Source organism: Citroniella saccharovorans (assembly GCF_035481615.1).
GTDB classification, from domain to species: domain Bacteria; phylum Bacillota; class Clostridia; order Tissierellales; family Peptoniphilaceae; genus Citroniella; species Citroniella saccharovorans.
In genome coordinates, this window is sequence record NZ_JAYKOT010000003.1 from 1,388,378 (window position 1) to 1,407,841 (window position 19,464).

The window sequence follows — 19,464 nt, forward strand, 5'->3', positions numbered from 1 at the left end:
TCCAAAATATTTATTTTGATAAAGATATTCTAACACAAAAAACGTTTTTTTAAAATGATTTTTTAAATATCTTTTGAAAAATATTTTTATGCCAATAAAAAAAGTCTAAAAGCTAGACTTCTAACTTTTAGACTAAAAATTAAAACTTAGTAAATAAAATTCTTACAGCATTTAAGATAGCAAGTAGGGCAACTCCGGTATCTGCGAAAATGGCAATAGCCATATCTGCTTTTCCAAAAAAGCCTAAAACTAAAACAATTAATTTAAAAAGAAGGGCAAAGATAATATTTTGTCTAACTACTCTTAAAGTTTTTTTAGAAATTTTCAAAAACTTGCCAATGAGACTTATATCATCATTCATAATTACAGCATCACTTGCTTCAACGGCTCCATCTTCTCCCTTATATCCCATACTTAGAGAAACATCTGCTTCAAGCATAACAGGCGCATCATTTAATCCATCTCCAACAAATAATACACTATAGTCTTTTTTAAGATCTTCAACTATTCTTCTCTTATCTTCAGGGAAAAGCTCCCCATAAGCATTTTTAATAGCAAGTTTATTTGCCACTTCTTTTGTAATTTCTTTATTATCCCCACTTAAAATACTTGTTTCTTTTATTCCAAGACTTTCTGAATTTTTAATAAAACTTCTTACTTCTTCTTTAATTTCATCTTCAATAATAATACATCCAAGATATTTTTCATTCTTTGCGACATAGGCCTTAGTTGCAATAGTATTTACTTCTTCAAAATCAATAGAAAATCTATTCATCAGCTTTTCATTACCTACATAAATCTTATCTCCATTAACTATGCTAACTAAGCCTTCTCCCCTAAAGTCTTCACTTTGAACATCTTCTCTAAAGGTAAAATCTCTAACTTCAGCCTTTATTGACTTACTTATAGGATGATTAGAGTTTTGCTCAGCCATGGCAGCTAGTTTTAGAATTTCTTCCCTACTTTCACCTTTTGAAATAACTTCTGTAACTTTAAAATTACCTTTTGTAAGAGTACCAGTCTTGTCAAAAACTAAATGATTAGCCTTGCTTGCACGTTCCAAAACTCCAGAACCCTTAACCAAAATTCCTTCACTGGAAGACTTTCCAATTCCAGCAAAAAATCCAAGTGGGATTGAAATAACTAATGCGCAAGGGCAAGATGCAACTAAAAATACCAAAGACCTATAGACCCAATCTTTAAATGGAATATCAGTAACTAAAGGCATCAAAAAAGCCATAGCTAGAGCTAAAATTACAACTGTAGGAGTGTAAACCCTAGAGAACTTAGTAATAAATTTTTCCTCTGGTGAGGACTTAGAGCTAGAGTTTTCTATAATATCCAGTATTTTACTTGCCATAGAATCCTCAAATAAGCTATCTACTTCAAGAGTAACAGGAGAATTTAAATTTATTGTAGCAGAATAAACCATATCGCCCTCAGACAAATTTTTTGGAACACTTTCCCCTGTAATCATCTTTGTGTCAAATGAAGAATTTCCATTTATAATTTTACCATCAACTGGAACTCTTTCTCCTGGTCTAACTAAAATCTTATCTCCAATATTTAAGTTCTTACTTTCAACCTTCCTTATCTCGCCATCACTTATAAGATTTGCATACTCTTCTCTTAAATCCATAAGGCCTTCAATTTCCTTTCTGGACTTTTCAGTAGCTAAATCTTCTAAAAATTCCCCAATAGCATAGAGAATCATTACAGTTAGTGCTTCCTTATACTCTCCAATAGCAAAAGCTCCAAGACTGGCTATAAGTATTAAGAAATTTTCATCAAAAACCCTACCTTTTTTTAGATTATTTATTGCATTAATAATAACCTTATGTGAAACTAAAAGATAAGATATAGCAATTGTAGAATAAAGCATAAGCTTATTTTTAATAATAAAACTTAAGGCAAAAAGTAAAATTGAAATAATTAAATATGCTGACTTAGCCAAATTTGATTCTTCTTTTTCCTCATCCTCATCCTCATCTTCATCTTTAATGCCAAAATCTACAGAAGAATAGGCTTCAATTTCTTTGAAACAATCGTTAATCTTTCTCATGTCCTTTTCTTCCAAATCCCTATTAGAATTAATTATAAGTTTTTTCCTAGAAAAATCTACCTTTACAATTAAAAAATCAAAAGATTTATTTATTAGTCTTTCAATCTTCATCGCACAATTTGCACAACCTAAATTATTTATATCATACTGATAGCTTTTTCCTAAACTAATTACATCCATAGATGGATAGAATTTTTTAAATAGTGAAGAAGGGCTTTTTGGATTAAAATCATCCTTTGCATTTATAGAAAGAAAGCCTTCTTCGCCTAGTAGGTCTAGGTCTAAAACCCCCTCCAAACCTTTTAGCTTTTCTTTAATATCTTCCTCATCATCTTTTTTAAAATTATTTAATCTATACAAATATCTTTTCATCTAAACCTCCTTAACATGTTCTAAACCTATACTTAAAATATCCCTAATATGATCGTCATCAAGAGAATAAAAAATATTTTTTCCTTCTCTCCTAGCCTTTACAAGCCTTGAAGCCCTAAGGACCCTAAGCTGGTGAGAAATAGCAGACTGGCTCATACTAAACAAATCAGCAATATCTTGCACGCATAACTCTTTAATAACAAGAGCAAAAAGAATTTTAACCCTAGTAGAATCCGAAAAATTCTTAAAAAGGTCTGAAATTTCAATTATATCTTCTTCCAAAGGTAATTTATCATTGATCTCTAAAATCTCTTCAGAACTAAAATGATCTATATTAACATCAGCCATAATACACCTCCTTCTCATATGTTCAACTGTTCATATGTTTATATTAAACTCTTTTTCTAAAAAAGTCAAGCAAAATTTAAGTAATTTTATAACTTTTAATTAATTATTTGTTGAAATATAATATAAAACAAATTTTTATTTATATACTTTATCTTGATTTCACAAATAAGCTATGTTAAAATGAAAGTATGTAAATCATACTCTTTTACTAGGGTAATTTTACAAAAATATTATTATTCGGAGGATGTCATGACAAAAATTATTTTAATTGGAGCAAACCATGCAGGCACAGCAGCTGCAAATACAATTTTAGACAACTTTAAAGACGTAGAGCTTACAATCTATGATAGAAATAACAACATTTCCTTCCTAGGATGCGGTATGGCACTTTGGATTGGAAATCAAATTTCTACTTCCGACGGATTATTCTATTGTAGCAAGGACGTATTTGAACAAAAAGGCGCTAAGGTAAATATGGAATCTGAAGTTTTATCAGTAGATGAAAAAAACAAAAAGATAAAAGTTAGATTAAAAGATGGAAGCGAAATTGAAGATACTTACGATAAACTAATCCTTGCAACCGGATCAAGACCTAGATCAAACAATACCCCAGGAGAAGATTTAGAAAATGTAGATGTAGCTAAACTTTTCCAAGATGCTCAGAAAGTTAAGGCTACTGCACTTAAAGATGAAATTAAAAATGTTGTTGTAGTAGGTTCAGGTTATATAGGAGTTGAACTTGCTGAAGCTTTCCAAAGAATTGGAAAAGAAGTAACCCTAGTTACTAGAGATGAAAAAATATTAGAAAATTATTTTGATAGAGAAATTTCAAAAGACCTTCAAGATTCTATGACTGAAAATGGAATAAAGTTAGTATTTGGTGAAGATGTTGTAGAATTTAAGGGTGAAGGCGGAAAAGTTAAATCTGTTCTTACAAATAAATCTGAATATAAAGCAGAACTAGTTATAAACTCAATTGGATTTGTTCCAAATGTATTTTTAGCTGAATCTTTAAAAAAACATGAAAGAAGTGGAGCTTACCTAGTTGACAAAACATTTAAGACATCAAACGATGATATATATGCTATAGGCGACTGCGCAACAATTTATTATAAGCCAACTGAATCAAATGAATATGTTGCCCTTGCAACAAATGCTGTTCGTTCAGGAATTGTAGCAGCTTTAAATGCCTGCGGTCTAAAATTAGAAACCCCAGGAGTTCAAGGTTCTTCAGGAATGCAAGTTTATGGACACAAAATTGTAATGACAGGTCTATCCTTAGACTTTGCTAAAAAATATGGAATAGACGCCGAAGTAGCTGATTTTGAAGATCTACAAAAACCAGAATTTATGGAAAATGTTGAAAATGATAAAGTTAAGATTAGAATAGTTTATAGAAAAGATGATAGAAGAATAATAGGTGCACAAATGGCATCAACTTATGATATGTCAATGGGAATCCACATGTTTAGTTTAGCTATACAAAAAGATGTTACAATAGACGAACTTGCCCTTACAGACATCTTCTTTATGCCTCACTACAATAAGCCATATAACTATATTACAATGGCAGCTCTAGGAGCAGTTTTAAAATAAATTAATTATAATTTTTAAAGCCAGATTATTTTACTTTAGGCCCCAAAATTATTGAGCTTAAGCTTAATTTCTGGCTTTTTTAATTTGTACAAATAAAAAAATCTATTTTATTTTACTTTTCTAGACTTAGCATTCTATTTTTATTAGATTACTTACAAAAAAAGAGAATGAAAAAAATCATTCCCTTAAATTCAAATTTTTTAAACTATTTTCAGATTACTGAACAAACTTAGGTAATTCAACTATAAAAGTTGATCCCTTACCAATCTCACTTTTTAAATCTATTGATCCATTGTGGTTAAGAACTATATATTTTACAAGCGAAAGTCCAAGCCCCGTTCCCATAGTCCCATTGCTTGACCTATTCACCATATAAAATCTTTCAAAAATTCTTCTCTGATCTTCTTTTTTAATTCCAATACCAGTATCTGCTACAGATAAAGTAACACTTCTTTCCTTATTTTTTACCTTAACATATACACTGCCGCCCTTTAGATTATACTTTATAGCATTTGAAATTAAATTTGTAGCAAGTTCATACATCATTTTTCTATCTGCATTTAATAAAGCTTTTTCGCCTTCAAAGCTTAAATTAATCTCCTCAATCTTTGCATAGTGGATCATATCTTCCGTTACCTCTTCTGCAACTTCAGAAAGATCTAGCTCTTCTTTTTTCATCTTATCCTTATATCCAGAGTCATACTTAGAAAGCTGAAGTATCTCATTAATCATTTGAAGAAGTCTATTGCCCTCAGATAAAATAATATTTGAAAATTTTTCTACATCCCCATCCTTAACTAGTCCGCTTGCAATCATCTCAGCATAACCGTTGATACTTGTAAGAGGCGTCTTTAATTCATGGGTTACATTAGCAGTAAATTCTCTCCTGCTTTTTTCTGCTTCAATAAGTTTTTTTAAAGTATTTTCTAAAGTTTTTTTCTTGTCCCCATCATAAACACTAGTTAACTTATCAAAAACCTTATCTGGATCTGCCACCTTGCTATCTCCAGATAAAATTCCTTCAATAAGTGTGTTCATATTTTCTATTGGTTCTAATACGGTTCTAAGTCTTTTTTTCCTTAATCTTTCTTCAATTATAAGTAAAAAAGATAATAATATAAGATTTGAAAAAATAAGGTAAATAATAAAACTTGAGAACATTTCTATATCAGGATATATATAATACTCTTCTCCACTTTTTGACCTTATTGTTTGAATGGGATTTTGATTAGGTTTTTTACTTATAATATAAGAAGAAAGATGAATTTCTTCATCTTCTATCTCTATTTTCCCACTTAATGAATTTATATTTTCTTCACTTGGCAAAAAATAAAATTTACTAATAAATATATTTGCTAATGATAAAGCTATAAAAAAAATAATTATAAAAAAAGTGGAAAGTCTATTTAACTTATTTTTCATTATTCACCTAATTTGTAGCCGACATTTCTAACAGTAACAATATATTCTCCAGCCTCACCAAGCTTTTGCCTAAGAGTTCTTATATGAACATCTACCGTCCTAGATTCTCCTTGATAATCAAATCCCCAAACTCCAGTCATAATTTTATCCCTTGAAAGAACTATTCCCTGGTTATTAAGTAAAAAGGTTAAAAGCTCAAACTCTTTGAAAGTGAGTTCTACTCCATTTCCATCAACTTCAACTGTTCTTTTACTAGGATCTATTTTAAGTTTTTTATATGAAGATGCCCCTTCTGGCGTTTCATCTTTTCCAACCCTTCTTAAAACAGCTTTTATTCTTGAAATAAGTTCTAGAACTCCAAAAGGCTTAGTTATATAATCATCAGCCCCCATATCAAGCCCCTTAACCTTATCATACTCAGCTGTCTTTGCAGTAAGCATTATAACAGGAATATCTTCAAGGCTAGAATCATGCCTTATTTTATCTAAAATATCATAGCCTGAATCTTCCCCTAGCATTATATCGAGTAAAAAAAGGGAAGGTTTTTCTTTTTCCAAAGCTAAATATAAACTTTTAGAAGAAGAAAAGCCCTTAGCTGAATATCCACTAGTATCCAGAGCATAGCAAATTAACTCTCTTATATTATCATCGTCTTCTACTACAAATATCTTATCCAAATATGTCACATCCTATAAATTTTTTTTGTAGATATGTTCACCCTCTATTGAATAATATACCCAATCCGCTATATTTACAGCATGGTCTGCAATTCTTTCAAAATATTTAGCAATCATTATAACATCTATTATTAGTTCTTTGTCTATTTCTTCATTGTTAAAAAAATCCTTCACTTTATCTTTAACTTTTGAAAAATAATCATCAACATAATCATCAGATTTTATAATATCTTCAACAAGGCTAGTGTCACCACTTTTTCTACATTCGATAGCCCTAGTTACAATCTTTTCCGTTTCCTCTCCCAAAGAAATAAGATCATCAAATATTTTAAAACTTCCCCCAAGATTAATTCTTCTTTCCACAATTTCTGAAATATCGATAGTTTGTCTACCGATTCTTCTCATATCAGTTACCATTTTTAAAGAAGAAGAAATATATCTTAGGTCTTTAGCTACAGGCTGCTCTTTCATAATAAGTTTTATTGACCTGCCTTCAACAACAGAATCATATACATAAATATCAGATTCATATTGTAGACAAGCTTTTGCATCGTTTAAGCTATCTAAGCTTATAGCTTTATTTGAATACTCAATACACTTACTTAAAATTTCTCCAAATTCACTCAAACTATTATCTAACTTTTGTAATTGTTTTTCAAAATTATCTCTCATATTATTGGCTCCTTTTAACCGAATCTTCCAGTTATATACCTTTCTGTTCTTTCATCTTCTGGATTTGAGAATAAATCATCTGTTTTTTTATATTCTACTAGATCTCCTAAAAGGAAAAAGCCTGTTTTATCTGAAATTCTTGTAGCTTGCTGCATATTGTGGGTTACTATAACAATAGTATACTTCTTTTTAAGTTCAAATAAAAGGTCCTCGATTTTAGATGTAGATATTGGGTCTAAAGCTGATGTAGGTTCATCAAGTAGAATAACTTCAGGGTCAACAGCAAGTGCTCTTGCTATACAAATTCTCTGCTGCTGTCCTCCGGAAACCTGAATAGCATTTTTCTTTAGGTCATCCTTAACTTCATCCCAAATTGCTGCATTTTTTAAAGATCTTTCAACAACTTCATCTAGTTCCTTACCCTTTTTCATTCCATGAGTTCTAGGTCCGTATGCAATATTATCATAAATTGACATAGGAAATGGATTTGGCTTTTGAAAAACCATTCCCACTCTTTTTCTTAGAGCATACTGATCAATATCTTTCCAGATTTCTTTATTATCTAAGAAGATTTCCCCTTCTTTTCTATATCCTTCAACTAAATCATTCATCCTATTGATAGCTCTTAAAAGAGTTGACTTTCCGCATCCAGAAGGACCGATAAATGCAGTTATTTCGTTTTCTTCAATATTCATATTTACATTTTTTATAGCCTTAAAATCACCATAATATGAATTGAAATTTTTTATTTCTATCTTACTCATTAATTCCTTCCTTTCCAATTCTACCAGCAAGTCTAGTAGATATGAAATTAATAGTCAAAACTAAAATTAATAAAACAACACCAGCCGCATAAGCCTCTTTCCTATGACGAGCTTCTCCAGATAAAATATACATATGAACTGCAAGAGTTCTAGCTGGAGATAGTAAATTTTTAGGAATCGTTGGATTTGCACCAGCTGTATATAAAAGGGCAGCAGTCTCTCCCACAATTCTTCCTACAGATAAGACAATACCTGCCAAAATACCAGGCATAGCTGGAGGAATTACAACCTTAAAAATAGTTCTTAAATTCATTGCCCCAAGCCCAAAACTTGCTTCCCTTAAAGAATTTGGAACAGACTTTAGAGCTTCTTCAGTCGCAGCAATTATAAGTGGTAAAATCATAATTGAAAGAGTAAATGCTCCTGCTAGCAAAGAATATTTCCAGCCCAAAAAAGTTACGAAAAATATTGACCCAAAAAGTCCATACACTATAGAAGGGATTCCGGCTAGAGTTTGAGTAGTAAGTCTTACCGGTTTAATTAATGGATTGTCTTTTTTGGCATATTCATTTAAGTAAACAGAAGTAAGTATTCCTATTGGCCCTGCAATTAATAATGCAATTACAACCATCAAAATAGTATTTATAATAGCTGGTAGCATGGAAAGATTTTCTGATGAATATTTAATAGAAAACATATCTAGTTTTAAATTTGGAATTCCCTTAATAACAACATCTATTATCACCATAAATAAGATTAAAAATGTTAAAAATGCAGCTATATTTACTAAAATTTTAAAAATTCTACTCTTTTTTTCCATCAGTACCTTTCTCCTTTATTAACTAAGTTAAAGCAAAGATTAATAATGAGTATAAAAACAAATAACACAGCTCCAGTTGCAATCAAAGCTTCCAAATGTAGTCCCGCTGCATAATTCATCTCTGTAACTACATTCATAGTCATAGTTCTAACTCCATCGAAAATCCCCTTAGGAATTCTTGGCTGATTACCTGCAACCATAATAACAGCCATAGTTTCTCCAATACTCCTACCTATTCCAAGAATTATAGAGGAGAATATACCACTTTTAGCCGCAGGAACAACAACTTCAAAAACAGCTTTTTCGTGACTTACTCCAAGAGCTAAAGCTCCTCTGTAAAAAGATTTTGGAACAGCAGTTATCGCACTTTCAGAAAGATTAATGATAGTTGGAAGAATCATAATCCCAAGTAGTATTGATGCTGTAAATATATTCATTCCATTTCCAAAGTTTAAGCTTCTAAAAAATGGCACAAGTACCATTAGGGCAAAATACCCAAACACAATAGAAGGAATTCCTGCCATTAAATTTAAGGCTGTTTTTAACGGTTTATAAAGTTTTTTTGGACAAAAGTAAGACATAAAAATAGCTGTTAGAACTCCGATTGGAACTCCAATAATGACCGATCCCAAGGTTACATAAATACTTCCTAATATCATCGGTAATATTCCAAATTCTGGAGGATTGTTGGTTGGTTTCCAAGTTTTACCGAATAGAAAATTAAAAGGTCCTATTTTAATAATTGCGGGTACACCTCTAAAAAAGATGAACCCGCAAATTAATATAACTGATAATATCGAAACTACAGTTAATATTAGGAAAAGTATTTCAAAGAATCGTTCGATCATCTTTTTTCTATTTAATAAGTCTTGTTCATTTTTATTAATAGCTTTGTTTTGGGTCGAACTATTCACTTCTACCATCTCCTATTTTACATCCTTCCAATCTCTTAGTTCGCCTAAGAAAATATTTTTAATGCTTTCCATAGAAATATCATCTATTGAGTTGTTTTTATTTACTATAACAGCTATACCATCTTTAGCCATTGCTTCTCCATGAATTTTTTCAGCTTCCTCAGTTTTTAATTCTCTTGAAGCCATACCAATATCTAAAGTTCCATCAATTGCTCCTGTAACTCCTGCAGTTGATCCAGTTGGATTTATAGAAACTTCGATATCTTTTTGAACTTCATTAAATTTTTCTACGATTTTTTCCATAAGTGGTGTAACTGAAGTTGATCCACCAACAGTAACTTTTCCGCTTAAGCCTTCTTTAGCTTCATAAGCTTTTGCTGAATCAAGTATTGAAATGAAACCAGATTTTTCAACTATTGGTTGAGCATCGCTTGACATAATAAAATCTACAAGAGCCTTAGCAGGTTCAGAAATTTCTCCTTCCTTCCACATAATATTGAAAGGTCTAGAAATTTTGTAAGATCCATTTTTAATATCTTCTACAGAAGCTTCAACTCCATCAACCTTTAAAGGTTTAATAGTATCATTTACAGATCCTAGTGAAATATATCCAATAGCTGTATCATCGCCAGATACTGTAGCTACTACTGCATCTGTTCCATTTTGGATAACAGCTTCTTGCCAAGTCATATCATTTTTATTTTCATCAATAAGTCCAACAAGTTCTGTAAAAGCTCCTCTTGTTCCAGATCCATCTTCTCTAGATATTACATTTATTGTTCCTAGTGAAGAAGTTTCATCCTTCTTTTCTTCCTTATTTTCATCTTTCTTTTCTTCTGTTTTAGTTTCTGTAGTAGTCTTGTTATCTTCAGGAGCTTTTGTATCATCCTTTTGACATCCAACTACTAAAGCACCTATCATTGCCATTAGTAAAAATAGTTTAAAAAATTTTTTCATCAAAATCACCTCTAAAATATTTTTTGTTCATCCTTATTGTATAGATCAAATGTTAAATACTATCTACTCTAATTGTAAAATCTATGTAAAGTTTAAGAAAAAAGTTCAAAGTTCAAATAAAAATTTCCCTATATTTTAGACTTTGTTAACTTCTTGTTAGACTTTTAAAAAAACTCTATTTTTAGCTTTTTCTTTTTTTCTCAATATTAAATCCAAATAAAAACTGTCCCCATTTATAATAAAATAGGGACAGTAAAGCTTTTATTTAATTTTATTTTTAGATAGCAAAGTTTCCATTTTCAAAAACTTTTACTTCTTCTCCATCTTCTTTTACACCAACTATTTCAAGGTCTCTAGCTCCAACCATAAAATCAACGTGAATTAAAGAATCATTTACGCCTAGTTCTTTAAGCTCTTCATTAGACATATTTTCTCCATTTTCAACGCAAGTTGGATAAGCTTTTCCAAATGCAAAGTGGCAAGAAGCATTTTCATCAAAAAGTGTATTGTAGAATAAAACTTTTGAATTATTTATTGGTGAATCATAAGGCACAAGGGCAATTTCTCCAAGAGTATTTGCTCCTTCTCCTTGATTTAACATATCTTTTAAAACTTCTTCTCCCACTTCAGCCTTGAAGCTAACAACCTTTCCATCCTTAAACTCAAAGGAGAAATTATCAATTATATTTCCTCCATAGGAAAGAGGTTTTGTAGCAACAAGTTTTCCATCTATTCTTCTACAGTCTGGGCAGGAGAAAACTTCTTCAGTAGGAATATTAGCTATAAAAGTTTGACCCTTAGCGTTTTTTGAATCACCAGCAATAAACTTGTGGCCCTTTGGAAGTCCAACTGTTAAATTGGTTCCATTTGAGGACTTATATATAAGTCTATCAAATTGCATTTCATTTAACCAATCAGCATGTTTTGCCATTGTGTCAAGGTGGTCTCTCCATTTCTGAACAGGGTCATCTTCGTCCATCCTAGTTACGAAAAATATCTTTTCCCAAAGCTTTCTAACAGCTTCTTCTTCATCTAAGTCAGGAAAAACTTTTTTTTGCCCAAGCCTTAGTAGAAGCTCCGGCAACGCACCAAGATACAATATCATTCATAGTGTATTTCATAGTATCTTTTAAGGCAAGTCCAAAAGCCCTATTGCTAGCTTCAATCTTTTCACTATCTATGCCCTTTAAAAGTTCTGGATTACCTCCAGTTATAGAAATTCTTCCGTAGCCTTCTTCCCCTGCATACTTAGCCTTTTGAACTATATAATCTGGAACTTCAGATAAAGACTCTTTACTTTCATTTTCAAAATTCATTCTAATAATAGATTCATCTGAAATATCAACAACAACTTTTTCTGCCCCAAGTTCATACAAATTTTTTACAATAAGTCTTGCAAATTCTATAGTTTCTGTGCTAGTTCTTATCATAATCTTATTTCCCTTTTGGCATCCTATACCAACCTCACTGATAAGTTTAGCATAGTCATTTAATTTTTCTTCAAATGTTTTCATATATATAACCTCCTTTTTTACTATTATAACACAAAGCTTTTAATATATGTTATTATATTAATATAGAAATTAATTCATAAGTAAAAGGGAGGATTATACTATGGAAGTTAAAAAAAGAGAAGAAATTGATGATTCTTTAAAATGGAACTTAGAAGATTTGGCTAAAGATTTTGCTGAAGTAGATGAAAGACTTGAAAAATTAGAAAAATCAACTGAAGAATTTATTTCAAATTACAAGGGAAAAATTGTAGATGAAGATATCTTTTTAAAAGCCACCGAGATAACAGAAAAAATCTATATCGAGATGTCTCTTTTGGGTTCAAGAGTAGCTCTAGAAGTTGAAGCAGATATGACAAATGAAGAGTCTATAATAAATTTGCAAAAAGTAAGTTCAATACTCCACCAAATAGAGACAAAAATTAGCTTTTTTGATTCTGAAATTGCAAAATTAGATGATAAAATCTTAGATAAGGCAGGAGAAAAAGATAAGAGCCTAAAAAAATATATAGAAGATATAAAAAGAGAAAAGAAACATAAACTCGGAGAAGAAGCAGAACTAGTTATCAAAACTCTTGAAGAATCTTTTCAGATTCCTTATAATTCATACAATATGGCAAAAAATACCGATATGAAATTTGGGGAATTTAAGGCAAATGGTAAAGATTATCCACTTTCCTACAACCAATTTGAAAACTTTTATGAATATGAAAAAGATACATCTGTTAGAAGAGAAGCCTACAAGGCATTTCATGAAAAACTAGAAGATTATAAAAATGTAACAGCTTCTATCTACCTTAACCATTTAAAAACAGAAAAGGCCCTAGGAAAATTAAGAGGCTTCCCATCAACAATAGACTATCTTCTATTCCCACAAGAAGTAAGTCCCGATCTTTACAATAGACAGCTTGATGTGATTATGGAGAAGTTAGCTCCACATATGAGAAAGTATGCTTCAATCATAAAAAGAGCTTATGGACTTGACAAGATGACTCTTGCAGATATAAAGCTTGACCCTTATGGAAAAGAAAAGAAGGTAAATTTAGAAGACTGTAAAAATTATATTCTCGAAGGCCTAAGTGCATTTGGCGAAGACTACAAAGCCATGCTAAAAGAAGCTTTTGAAAATAGGTGGATAGATTTGGCAAATAATATAGGAAAATCAACAGGTGCATTTTGCTCCTCACCTTACGGGTCCCACTCCTACATCCTATCTTCATTTAGTGGACTTATGTCTGACTGCCTAACCCTATCACACGAACTTGGCCACGCAGGAGCATCTTACTATTCAAATAAAGAGCAAAGACTATTTTCATCTGATCCTTCTATGTACTTTGTTGAAGCTCCATCTACTGCTAATGAAATAATAATGGAACTTTTCCTTTTAAAAAATGCAAAGACAGACGAAGATAGGGCTTGGGTACTAGCACAAATAATCTCAAAAACCTACTTCCACAACTTTGTAACTCACTTTATGGAAGGATATTACCAAAGAGAAGTCTACAAGATGCTCGATAGTAACGAAGCAATAACAGCTGACACTCTATCAAAAGTTTTCAAAGAAACGCTTGAAAAATTCTGGGCAGATAGCCTTGAAATACCTGAAGGGGCAGAGCTTACTTGGATGAGACAGCCTCACTACTATATGGGACTTTATCCTTACACATATTCAGCTGGACTTACTATAGGAACTAAAGTTGCCTTAAATATTGATAAGGATCCTTCCTATGCAAAAGTATGGATTGATACCTTAAAACTTGGTGCCTACTATGACCCTATGGGACTAGCAAAGGCTAGCGGAGTAGATATCTCAACAGATAAACCTCTTACAGAAGTTATAGAATTTATTGGAAAAGTAATCGACGAGCTTGATAAGCTAATAAAATAAAAATTAAATCAATAAAAAAAGCTTCCAGCTTGGAAGCTTTTTCTTTACCTAAACTAAAATATTTTTCACTTTATCCTTATCTTAAGATATAAGAAAGCTTTTCTTAAAATTTTGTATTTTAACGAAGGCTTTTTTTAATTAATTTCCCAAATCTACTAATTTTTTCTCAAAACTTTTTTTAGCTAAAATCTTAAAAACAATAATCAAGTTGTAGAATATGGTATAATATTATAGAAAAAATGTATAAAGTAGAAGATTTATTTGAGGTGGATTATGGGATTTTCCTATGACAAATTATGGAAAAAATTAATAGATGAAAAAATGAATAAACTAGACCTACAAAATGCCATAAACACAACTCCACATACCATAGCTAAAATGGGACGAGATGAAAATGTTAGTATGGAAATACTTGGCAGAATTTGTAGGTATTTTAAATGTGATATATCTGAGATTTTAGAATACAGAATAAATAGTGAGGTAAAATAAGCATGGATTTAAGAGAATTCGAATTTTATGAAAATGAAAACTCATTAGTTATTAATGGTGATGCTTTAGATGTATTAAAAGCAATTGAATCGAATAGCATAGATTTAATTTTCGCAGATCCTCCATACGGGATTGGTAAAGATTTTGGTAATTCTAGCGATTTCTTTAATAATTCAGGAGAATATTTTAATTGGTGTAAGCTATGGATTGATGAATGTATGAGAATTTTAAGTAAGAAAGGAGTAATGTATTTTATGTCATCAACACAGTATATGCCGATTCTTGATACTTATGTTGATAAAAAATATTATGTTATAAATAGGATTGTTTGGACTTATGATTCATCAGGCGTACAACCAAAAAATAAGTTTGGCTCTAATTACGAACCTATACTTATGATTACTCATGATAAGAATACAAAATATAAATTTTATAGAGAGAATATTATGATTGAAGCAAAAACTGGTGCTCAAAGAAAATTGATTGATTATAGAAAGACTCCTCCTCAACCATACAACACTAAAAAAGTACCAGGAAATGTATGGGAGTTTCCAAGAGTAAGATATAGAATGGAGGAATATGAAAATCATCCTACACAAAAGCCTGAGTTATTATTAGAACGAATAATCTTATCAGCAACAAAACCTGGGGATATTGTTTTAGATCCTTTCAGTGGCAGTTTTACAACTTCTGCAGTTGCAAATAGATTAGGTAGAAAATCAATAGGAATAGAACTCAATCATGAATACTTTAAAATTGGTTTAAGAAGAGCTGGCATAACTAAAGAATATAAAGGTGAAATATTGAAAAAAGATAGATCTAGAAAAACAAAAAATAAGTCTAAGCAGGATCATATTGACGAAATTAATAAAGAAGAAGGAAATGTTCAGTTAAATATGTTTTAGAGGTGTTTAATGAAAGAATTTATAAAATCAATATTAAATGACGAGCTAGCAGATGAAATAAGCAATAAAAGGGTTGAAAGTGTAGAAATATTTTTCAATAAGTCCCAACTAATACAATATTTTGATTATAAGATGGGAGCTATTTACGGTAATTCTAAATCTCGAAGAAGCCTTGCTAATATCTATGCAATTTACTCCATACTTTATTTTTATACTAATGATTTTTTTAATAGACCAGAAGAATATAGAGGTTTTACTGGATATGAATATATGAAATTATTTAATTTTTATAGAAGTTTATATGGTGGAGAAAAACTACAAAATCATGCACTTAACTCTCGTGTAAATGGTGAGTTTGAAAATAAATTCAAAAAGACAAATCAAGAACAATTAATTATTATAAATGATGGTAAGTATTTAATTCATATAGATTATTTATATGTCGATGGTTTTGATATTGGAAAAATTTGTAGTAGAATCTGCGAAGAATATATAAGTATATTAAAATTAAAAGATAATAAACTTGTTTCTGATATTAATGAATTGATTTCTCTTAAAAATTACAGCGATAAAAAAGATAAAATATCTGAATTCTTGGTATCGGATTCAGAAGCTAGAATTTTTGAAATAATATCATATGCAATTTTAAAAAATCATTATAGTAATATTGAAGTGTATTTTGGTTATAGCATGGATTCGTTAGTGAAAGAACAACTAACTCTATATAAAACTGGAAGAACAAATGCAAACGATGGTGGAATAGATTTTGTTATGAAACCTTTGGGAAGATTTTTTCAGGTTACAGAAGTAGACGTATATAATAAATATTTACTTGATATTGATAAGGTTATGCATTATCCAGTTACATTTGTTGTAAAAACAACACGTTTATCTCAAGAAATATATGATGATTTAAAAAAATATATAAATATTAGAGCAAACGGCATGAAGGTAATAATTGATAGATATAATAAAGCTATTGAAGAAATAATTACAATTAATGAACTGAAAAAATGGTTATATAATTTAAATTCGAATGAAATTGACTGCTTATTAAGAGATATAGACTTATACTATAAACTCGAGTTAAATATACCTTTGTCATAATACTTGCAAAATAAATATTGAGGTTAAACAAATGATAGCGTTGACTGTTTAGAGAAAGTTTTAAATTATATGCTAAAATAATATTAGCATCAAAAATCCTTGGTCTTAGGTATATTAAGAGGCTATGAGCATTAAACTCATAGCCTTTTCTCTTGCCACTTAAAGACTCCCTGATTAAGATTTTTCTAAAATCCCTAATTCAATGAGCCTTTTGGAAGCTTTCAAGTTATTGACAAAGTAGCAAAATCCAAAAGTTAGCTTTCTATACGAAAGAAATTGTAAGAAATTTAAATTGAAATAATCCGCCCGTAAATCGCACTGTTTGAGCGTTAGCGAGCTATCGATTTACAGGATTATGAGATTTAAAATTTCTCAATTTCTGCAGTCGGATAAGCGTTTTTGGATTTTGTCTACACTCTGAAAGCTTCGACCTTGGAAGCTTTTTCTTTACCTAAACTAAAATATTTTTCACTTTATCCTTATCTTAAGATATAAGAAAGCTTTCCTTAAAATTTTGTATTTTAACGAAAGCTTTTTTTAATTAATTTCCCAAATCTACTAATTTTTTCTCAAAACTTTTTCTAGCTAAAAATTTTAAAATAAAAATTAAAATAATATGAATAAGTAAATATATTCCACCTATTATTTGAAAATCTTCAAAGCTATCTCCTATATTTTCTATGATATTAGGCAGTACAAATATTAAAGAAAAAATATAGGCAAATAGGATTAAAGCCATTATAAAAGAAGCATTTGATCTTTTAATCGCCTGAGCTGGATTATCCCAGTCTAGTTTTACAAACCTACTCCCGATAAATAGTCCTAGGTAATTTGTATAGAGAATTCCTACACCGACCCCAAGCAAAAGTCCTATTATCACAAAAGGTTCCCTAAATAAAAATATAGATACCACAATAATAGGCAAAACATTGAAAAGAGAAATAAAGAAAGATGCCTTTATTCTTCCCCTAATCTGATCTTTTGAACTAATTGGAAGAGATTTTACCAGCCAAATATGTTTTCCCTCCCTAGTAAGTGAGCTGTAGGCGCTTTGCCCTTGGATGCTTACAAAAATCGTAAGTGTAAGATAAATAAAAGAAGAAAGAAGAACTTTTGCTCCCATACTCATCATACTTAAAAATTTATATAGATCATTTAAAACTGAACTAAATTCTAATCTTTCACCGCCTGCAATAAATGGAACTACTATAAAAATTATCATCATAAGTCCATAAATAGCTATATTCATAAGATAAACTGGAGTTTTAAATATTTCAGAAATCTCCTTTTTTGCAATTAAATTAGAAATATTTGTCCTGGCAAATTTTTCGCCTCTTTTTTTCTTACCTATTCCCTCACTTCCTGAAATAGCCCCCTGAACCATAGGCCTTGATCCAAGTTTTACAGAAATAAATACTAAAAATACAGTTAAAATAATCTGACCTAGAAAATATAAAACATTTTGTCCTATACCTAGATTAGAATCTAGACCCTTGGAAAATAAAAATATATTGGCAAATAAGGTCTTTAAAAAAATATTTGAACTTAAATCCCCTATCCTTTCCATAAAAATACTGGCAAATTTTTGCTTAAATATAAACTGTGCAGAAAATGAAAATACCATAATAAGTACAAAGCCTAAAATCTGAAGAATATTTTTAACAGACTTAAACCTATTTATATATTTCATTATCCAAACAATTACAAGCTGAAGAACACTTACAGTAGATATGACAATTAAAAAGCCTGAAATAATCACATTTACCAAATAAAAACTAGAAAGGCCCTGCCTTATATAAAAAATTCCAATAGGAATCGTAACAGCAAGTGATACAAGTACTCCAAAACTTTGAGATACAATTAGCTTAGATAAATACATATCCTCTTCTCTTATAGGAAGTCTAAGCATTATCTCAAGATCCTTTGAATAATAAATACTTGAAATAATCATAGCCAATGAGAAAAGTAGGGTAATCATAAATATACTTATGCCGTAGCTAAGATTAACTACAAACTTGCCACTTAACTTATAAACTGACTCCAGCGAACTTGAAATCATAATGGCAAAAAAAGAACTGCATAAAATATAAGAACCCCATAGCCAAAAATAGAAGCCAAAAATCTATTTCTAGTCTTTTTATCTTTTAGTGCAGCCTTCGGGTTTAATATCGCCCCATAACTTACTGCAAAATCCTTTTTTAAAATATTAATTAGACTCTTCATCTGTAAGCTCCAAGAATATTTTTTCAAGGCTGCCTTCATCTTTTGCCTTTTCCTTTAAGTCCTCAAGACTTCCAACAGTAATAAGTTTTCCCTTATTTATAATAGCTATAGTGTCACATAAATTTTCTGCAACTTCCATAACATGAGTTGAGAAAAATACACTCTTACCCCTATCGCACCTCTCCCTCATTATCTTTTTCAAATTGTAAGAGCTTTTAGCATCAAGCCCAACCATAGGTTCATCTAGTATCAAAATATCAGGATCCACAATAAGAGCCCCAATTAAAGTTATCTTTTGCTTCATACCGTGAGAATAAGACTCGATATAAGCTGAAAGATCATTTTCTATTTCAAAAATCTTAGCATATTCCATAGACCTTTTCTCTATTTCCTCACTAGCTAGACCGTAGCTTTTTCCTATAAAGCTTAGGTAGAACTTCCCAGTCATTTTCTCGTAGATATCTGGATTATCTGGAACATAGGAAATTTTTTTCTTGGCAGATATTGGGTCCTTTAGTCTATCCACTCCTCCCACCATAATCTTTCCCTCGTCTGGACTTAAAAGCCCAGTAATCATCTTTATAGTAGTTGATTTTCCTGCTCCATTTGGACCAAGAAAACCAAAAATTTCCCCATCATTTACCTTAAAACTTACATTATCAACAGCTAGCTTCGCTCCAAATTTTTTAGTCAAATTTATAACTTCAATCATATTAATCTTCCCCCTCCCCTATATA

Annotated in this window: 19 protein-coding genes; 5 read left to right on the top strand and 14 right to left on the bottom strand. The window is 30.6% G+C overall.

Going from position 1 to position 19,464, the window contains the following annotated elements:
* Positions 1–139 precede the first annotated feature (139 nt).
* On the bottom strand, positions 140–2,434 hold the full coding sequence (locus VLK81_RS09405) for a heavy metal translocating P-type ATPase (RefSeq protein ID WP_324620393.1): 2,295 nt from the start codon (positions 2,432–2,434) through the stop codon (positions 140–142).
* Positions 2,435–2,782, bottom strand: coding sequence for an ArsR/SmtB family transcription factor (locus VLK81_RS09410; protein WP_324620394.1), 348 nt, complete (start codon positions 2,780–2,782; stop codon positions 2,435–2,437).
* A 249-nt stretch (positions 2,783–3,031) separates the two neighbouring features.
* On the opposite strand from VLK81_RS09410, the gene nox reads away from it, so the two are divergent.
* Positions 3,032–4,378: a H2O-forming NADH oxidase gene (gene nox / locus VLK81_RS09415; RefSeq protein WP_324620396.1), complete on the top strand. Its 1,347-nt coding sequence runs from the start codon at positions 3,032–3,034 to the stop codon at positions 4,376–4,378.
* Between the two features lie 216 nt (positions 4,379–4,594).
* Here nox and VLK81_RS09420 read toward each other — a convergent pair whose 3' ends face one another.
* The 9 genes from VLK81_RS09420 to VLK81_RS09460 all read right to left on the bottom strand — a co-directional run bounded on the left by VLK81_RS09420 (position 4,595) and on the right by VLK81_RS09460 (position 12,118).
* On the bottom strand, positions 4,595–5,800 hold the full coding sequence (locus VLK81_RS09420) for a sensor histidine kinase (protein ID WP_324620397.1): 1,206 nt from the start codon (positions 5,798–5,800) through the stop codon (positions 4,595–4,597).
* Entirely contained in the window at positions 5,800–6,477 is a 678-nt protein-coding gene (locus VLK81_RS09425) for a response regulator transcription factor (RefSeq protein WP_324620399.1), read from the bottom strand. Before VLK81_RS09425 ends, VLK81_RS09420 begins: the two co-directional genes overlap by 1 nt.
* A 12-nt stretch (positions 6,478–6,489) precedes the next feature.
* Positions 6,490–7,149 (bottom strand): phosphate signaling complex protein PhoU, encoded by a 660-nt coding sequence (gene phoU / locus VLK81_RS09430; RefSeq protein ID WP_324620401.1) that lies wholly within the window; start codon positions 7,147–7,149, stop codon positions 6,490–6,492.
* A gap of 14 nt (positions 7,150–7,163) precedes the next feature.
* Positions 7,164–7,913: a phosphate ABC transporter ATP-binding protein PstB gene (pstB, locus tag VLK81_RS09435; RefSeq protein WP_324620403.1), complete on the bottom strand. Its 750-nt coding sequence runs from the start codon at positions 7,911–7,913 to the stop codon at positions 7,164–7,166.
* Positions 7,906–8,733 (bottom strand): phosphate ABC transporter permease PstA, encoded by an 828-nt coding sequence (gene pstA, locus VLK81_RS09440; RefSeq protein WP_324620404.1) that lies wholly within the window; start codon positions 8,731–8,733, stop codon positions 7,906–7,908. The genes pstB and pstA overlap by 8 nt, the downstream gene beginning before the upstream one ends.
* The gene (gene pstC, locus VLK81_RS09445; protein WP_324620521.1) at positions 8,733–9,581 is read right to left on the bottom strand and encodes a phosphate ABC transporter permease subunit PstC; all 849 of its coding nucleotides are present in this window, start codon (positions 9,579–9,581) and stop codon (positions 8,733–8,735) included. Before pstC ends, pstA begins: the two co-directional genes overlap by 1 nt.
* A gap of 78 nt (positions 9,582–9,659) precedes the next feature.
* On the bottom strand, positions 9,660–10,604 hold the full coding sequence (locus VLK81_RS09450; RefSeq protein WP_324620406.1) for a substrate-binding domain-containing protein: 945 nt from the start codon (positions 10,602–10,604) through the stop codon (positions 9,660–9,662).
* 277 nt (positions 10,605–10,881) lie between these two features.
* The gene (locus VLK81_RS09455) at positions 10,882–11,709 is read right to left on the bottom strand and encodes an aminopeptidase (protein WP_324620408.1); all 828 of its coding nucleotides are present in this window, start codon (positions 11,707–11,709) and stop codon (positions 10,882–10,884) included.
* Positions 11,642–12,118, bottom strand: a complete 477-nt coding sequence (locus tag VLK81_RS09460) for an aminopeptidase (RefSeq protein WP_324620410.1) — start codon at positions 12,116–12,118, stop codon at positions 11,642–11,644. Before VLK81_RS09460 ends, VLK81_RS09455 begins: the two co-directional genes overlap by 68 nt.
* A gap of 100 nt (positions 12,119–12,218) precedes the next feature.
* Between VLK81_RS09460 and pepF the strand changes: the two genes are divergently transcribed.
* The 4 genes from pepF (at position 12,219) to VLK81_RS09480 (ending at position 16,504) form a co-directional block, all read left to right on the top strand.
* Complete coding sequence (pepF, locus tag VLK81_RS09465; RefSeq protein ID WP_324620412.1) at positions 12,219–14,003, top strand: oligoendopeptidase F; 1,785 nt, start codon at positions 12,219–12,221, stop codon at positions 14,001–14,003.
* A gap of 273 nt (positions 14,004–14,276) precedes the next feature.
* Positions 14,277–14,492: a helix-turn-helix domain-containing protein gene (locus tag VLK81_RS09470; protein ID WP_324620523.1), complete on the top strand. Its 216-nt coding sequence runs from the start codon at positions 14,277–14,279 to the stop codon at positions 14,490–14,492.
* 2 nt (positions 14,493–14,494) lie between these two features.
* Positions 14,495–15,397, top strand: coding sequence for an adenine-specific DNA-methyltransferase (yhdJ, locus tag VLK81_RS09475; protein WP_324620414.1), 903 nt, complete (start codon positions 14,495–14,497; stop codon positions 15,395–15,397).
* 9 nt (positions 15,398–15,406) lie between these two features.
* Positions 15,407–16,504: a hypothetical protein gene (locus tag VLK81_RS09480; RefSeq protein WP_324620416.1), complete on the top strand. Its 1,098-nt coding sequence runs from the start codon at positions 15,407–15,409 to the stop codon at positions 16,502–16,504.
* A gap of 541 nt (positions 16,505–17,045) precedes the next feature.
* Here the strand turns inward: VLK81_RS09480 and VLK81_RS09485 are convergent.
* The 3 genes from VLK81_RS09485 to VLK81_RS09495 are packed head-to-tail and all read right to left on the bottom strand — an operon-like array spanning position 17,046 to position 19,439.
* On the bottom strand, positions 17,046–18,563 hold the full coding sequence (locus VLK81_RS09485) for a hypothetical protein (RefSeq protein ID WP_324620418.1): 1,518 nt from the start codon (positions 18,561–18,563) through the stop codon (positions 17,046–17,048).
* Positions 18,560–18,727, bottom strand: a complete 168-nt coding sequence (locus VLK81_RS09490; protein WP_324620420.1) for a hypothetical protein — start codon at positions 18,725–18,727, stop codon at positions 18,560–18,562. Before VLK81_RS09490 ends, VLK81_RS09485 begins: the two co-directional genes overlap by 4 nt.
* Positions 18,711–19,439, bottom strand: coding sequence for an ABC transporter ATP-binding protein (locus VLK81_RS09495; protein ID WP_324620422.1), 729 nt, complete (start codon positions 19,437–19,439; stop codon positions 18,711–18,713). Before VLK81_RS09495 ends, VLK81_RS09490 begins: the two co-directional genes overlap by 17 nt.
* Positions 19,440–19,464 lie beyond the last annotated feature (25 nt).

What these genes read in the sequence shown, in the direction of transcription:
- VLK81_RS09405 (WP_324620393.1), bottom strand. Translation starts at nt 2,434, where the DNA reads ATGAAAAGATATTTGTATAGATTAAATAATTTTAAAAAAGATGATGAG.
- VLK81_RS09410 (WP_324620394.1), bottom strand. Translation starts at nt 2,782, where the DNA reads ATGGCTGATGTTAATATAGATCATTTTAGTTCTGAAGAGATTTTAGAG.
- nox (WP_324620396.1), top strand. Translation starts at nt 3,032, where the DNA reads ATGACAAAAATTATTTTAATTGGAGCAAACCATGCAGGCACAGCAGCT.
- VLK81_RS09420 (WP_324620397.1), bottom strand. Translation starts at nt 5,800, where the DNA reads ATGAAAAATAAGTTAAATAGACTTTCCACTTTTTTTATAATTATTTTT.
- phoU (WP_324620401.1), bottom strand. Translation starts at nt 7,149, where the DNA reads ATGAGAGATAATTTTGAAAAACAATTACAAAAGTTAGATAATAGTTTG.
- pstB (WP_324620403.1), bottom strand. Translation starts at nt 7,913, where the DNA reads ATGAGTAAGATAGAAATAAAAAATTTCAATTCATATTATGGTGATTTT.
- pstA (WP_324620404.1), bottom strand. Translation starts at nt 8,733, where the DNA reads ATGGAAAAAAAGAGTAGAATTTTTAAAATTTTAGTAAATATAGCTGCA.
- pstC (WP_324620521.1), bottom strand. Translation starts at nt 9,581, where the DNA reads ATGATCGAACGATTCTTTGAAATACTTTTCCTAATATTAACTGTAGTT.
- VLK81_RS09450 (WP_324620406.1), bottom strand. Translation starts at nt 10,604, where the DNA reads ATGAAAAAATTTTTTAAACTATTTTTACTAATGGCAATGATAGGTGCT.
- VLK81_RS09455 (WP_324620408.1), bottom strand. Translation starts at nt 11,709, where the DNA reads ATGATATTGTATCTTGGTGCGTTGCCGGAGCTTCTACTAAGGCTTGGG.
- VLK81_RS09460 (WP_324620410.1), bottom strand. Translation starts at nt 12,118, where the DNA reads ATGAAAACATTTGAAGAAAAATTAAATGACTATGCTAAACTTATCAGT.
- pepF (WP_324620412.1), top strand. Translation starts at nt 12,219, where the DNA reads ATGGAAGTTAAAAAAAGAGAAGAAATTGATGATTCTTTAAAATGGAAC.
- VLK81_RS09470 (WP_324620523.1), top strand. Translation starts at nt 14,277, where the DNA reads ATGGGATTTTCCTATGACAAATTATGGAAAAAATTAATAGATGAAAAA.
- yhdJ (WP_324620414.1), top strand. Translation starts at nt 14,495, where the DNA reads ATGGATTTAAGAGAATTCGAATTTTATGAAAATGAAAACTCATTAGTT.
- VLK81_RS09480 (WP_324620416.1), top strand. Translation starts at nt 15,407, where the DNA reads ATGAAAGAATTTATAAAATCAATATTAAATGACGAGCTAGCAGATGAA.
- VLK81_RS09485 (WP_324620418.1), bottom strand. Translation starts at nt 18,563, where the DNA reads ATGATTTCAAGTTCGCTGGAGTCAGTTTATAAGTTAAGTGGCAAGTTT.
- VLK81_RS09490 (WP_324620420.1), bottom strand. Translation starts at nt 18,727, where the DNA reads ATGAAGAGTCTAATTAATATTTTAAAAAAGGATTTTGCAGTAAGTTAT.
- VLK81_RS09495 (WP_324620422.1), bottom strand. Translation starts at nt 19,439, where the DNA reads ATGATTGAAGTTATAAATTTGACTAAAAAATTTGGAGCGAAGCTAGCT.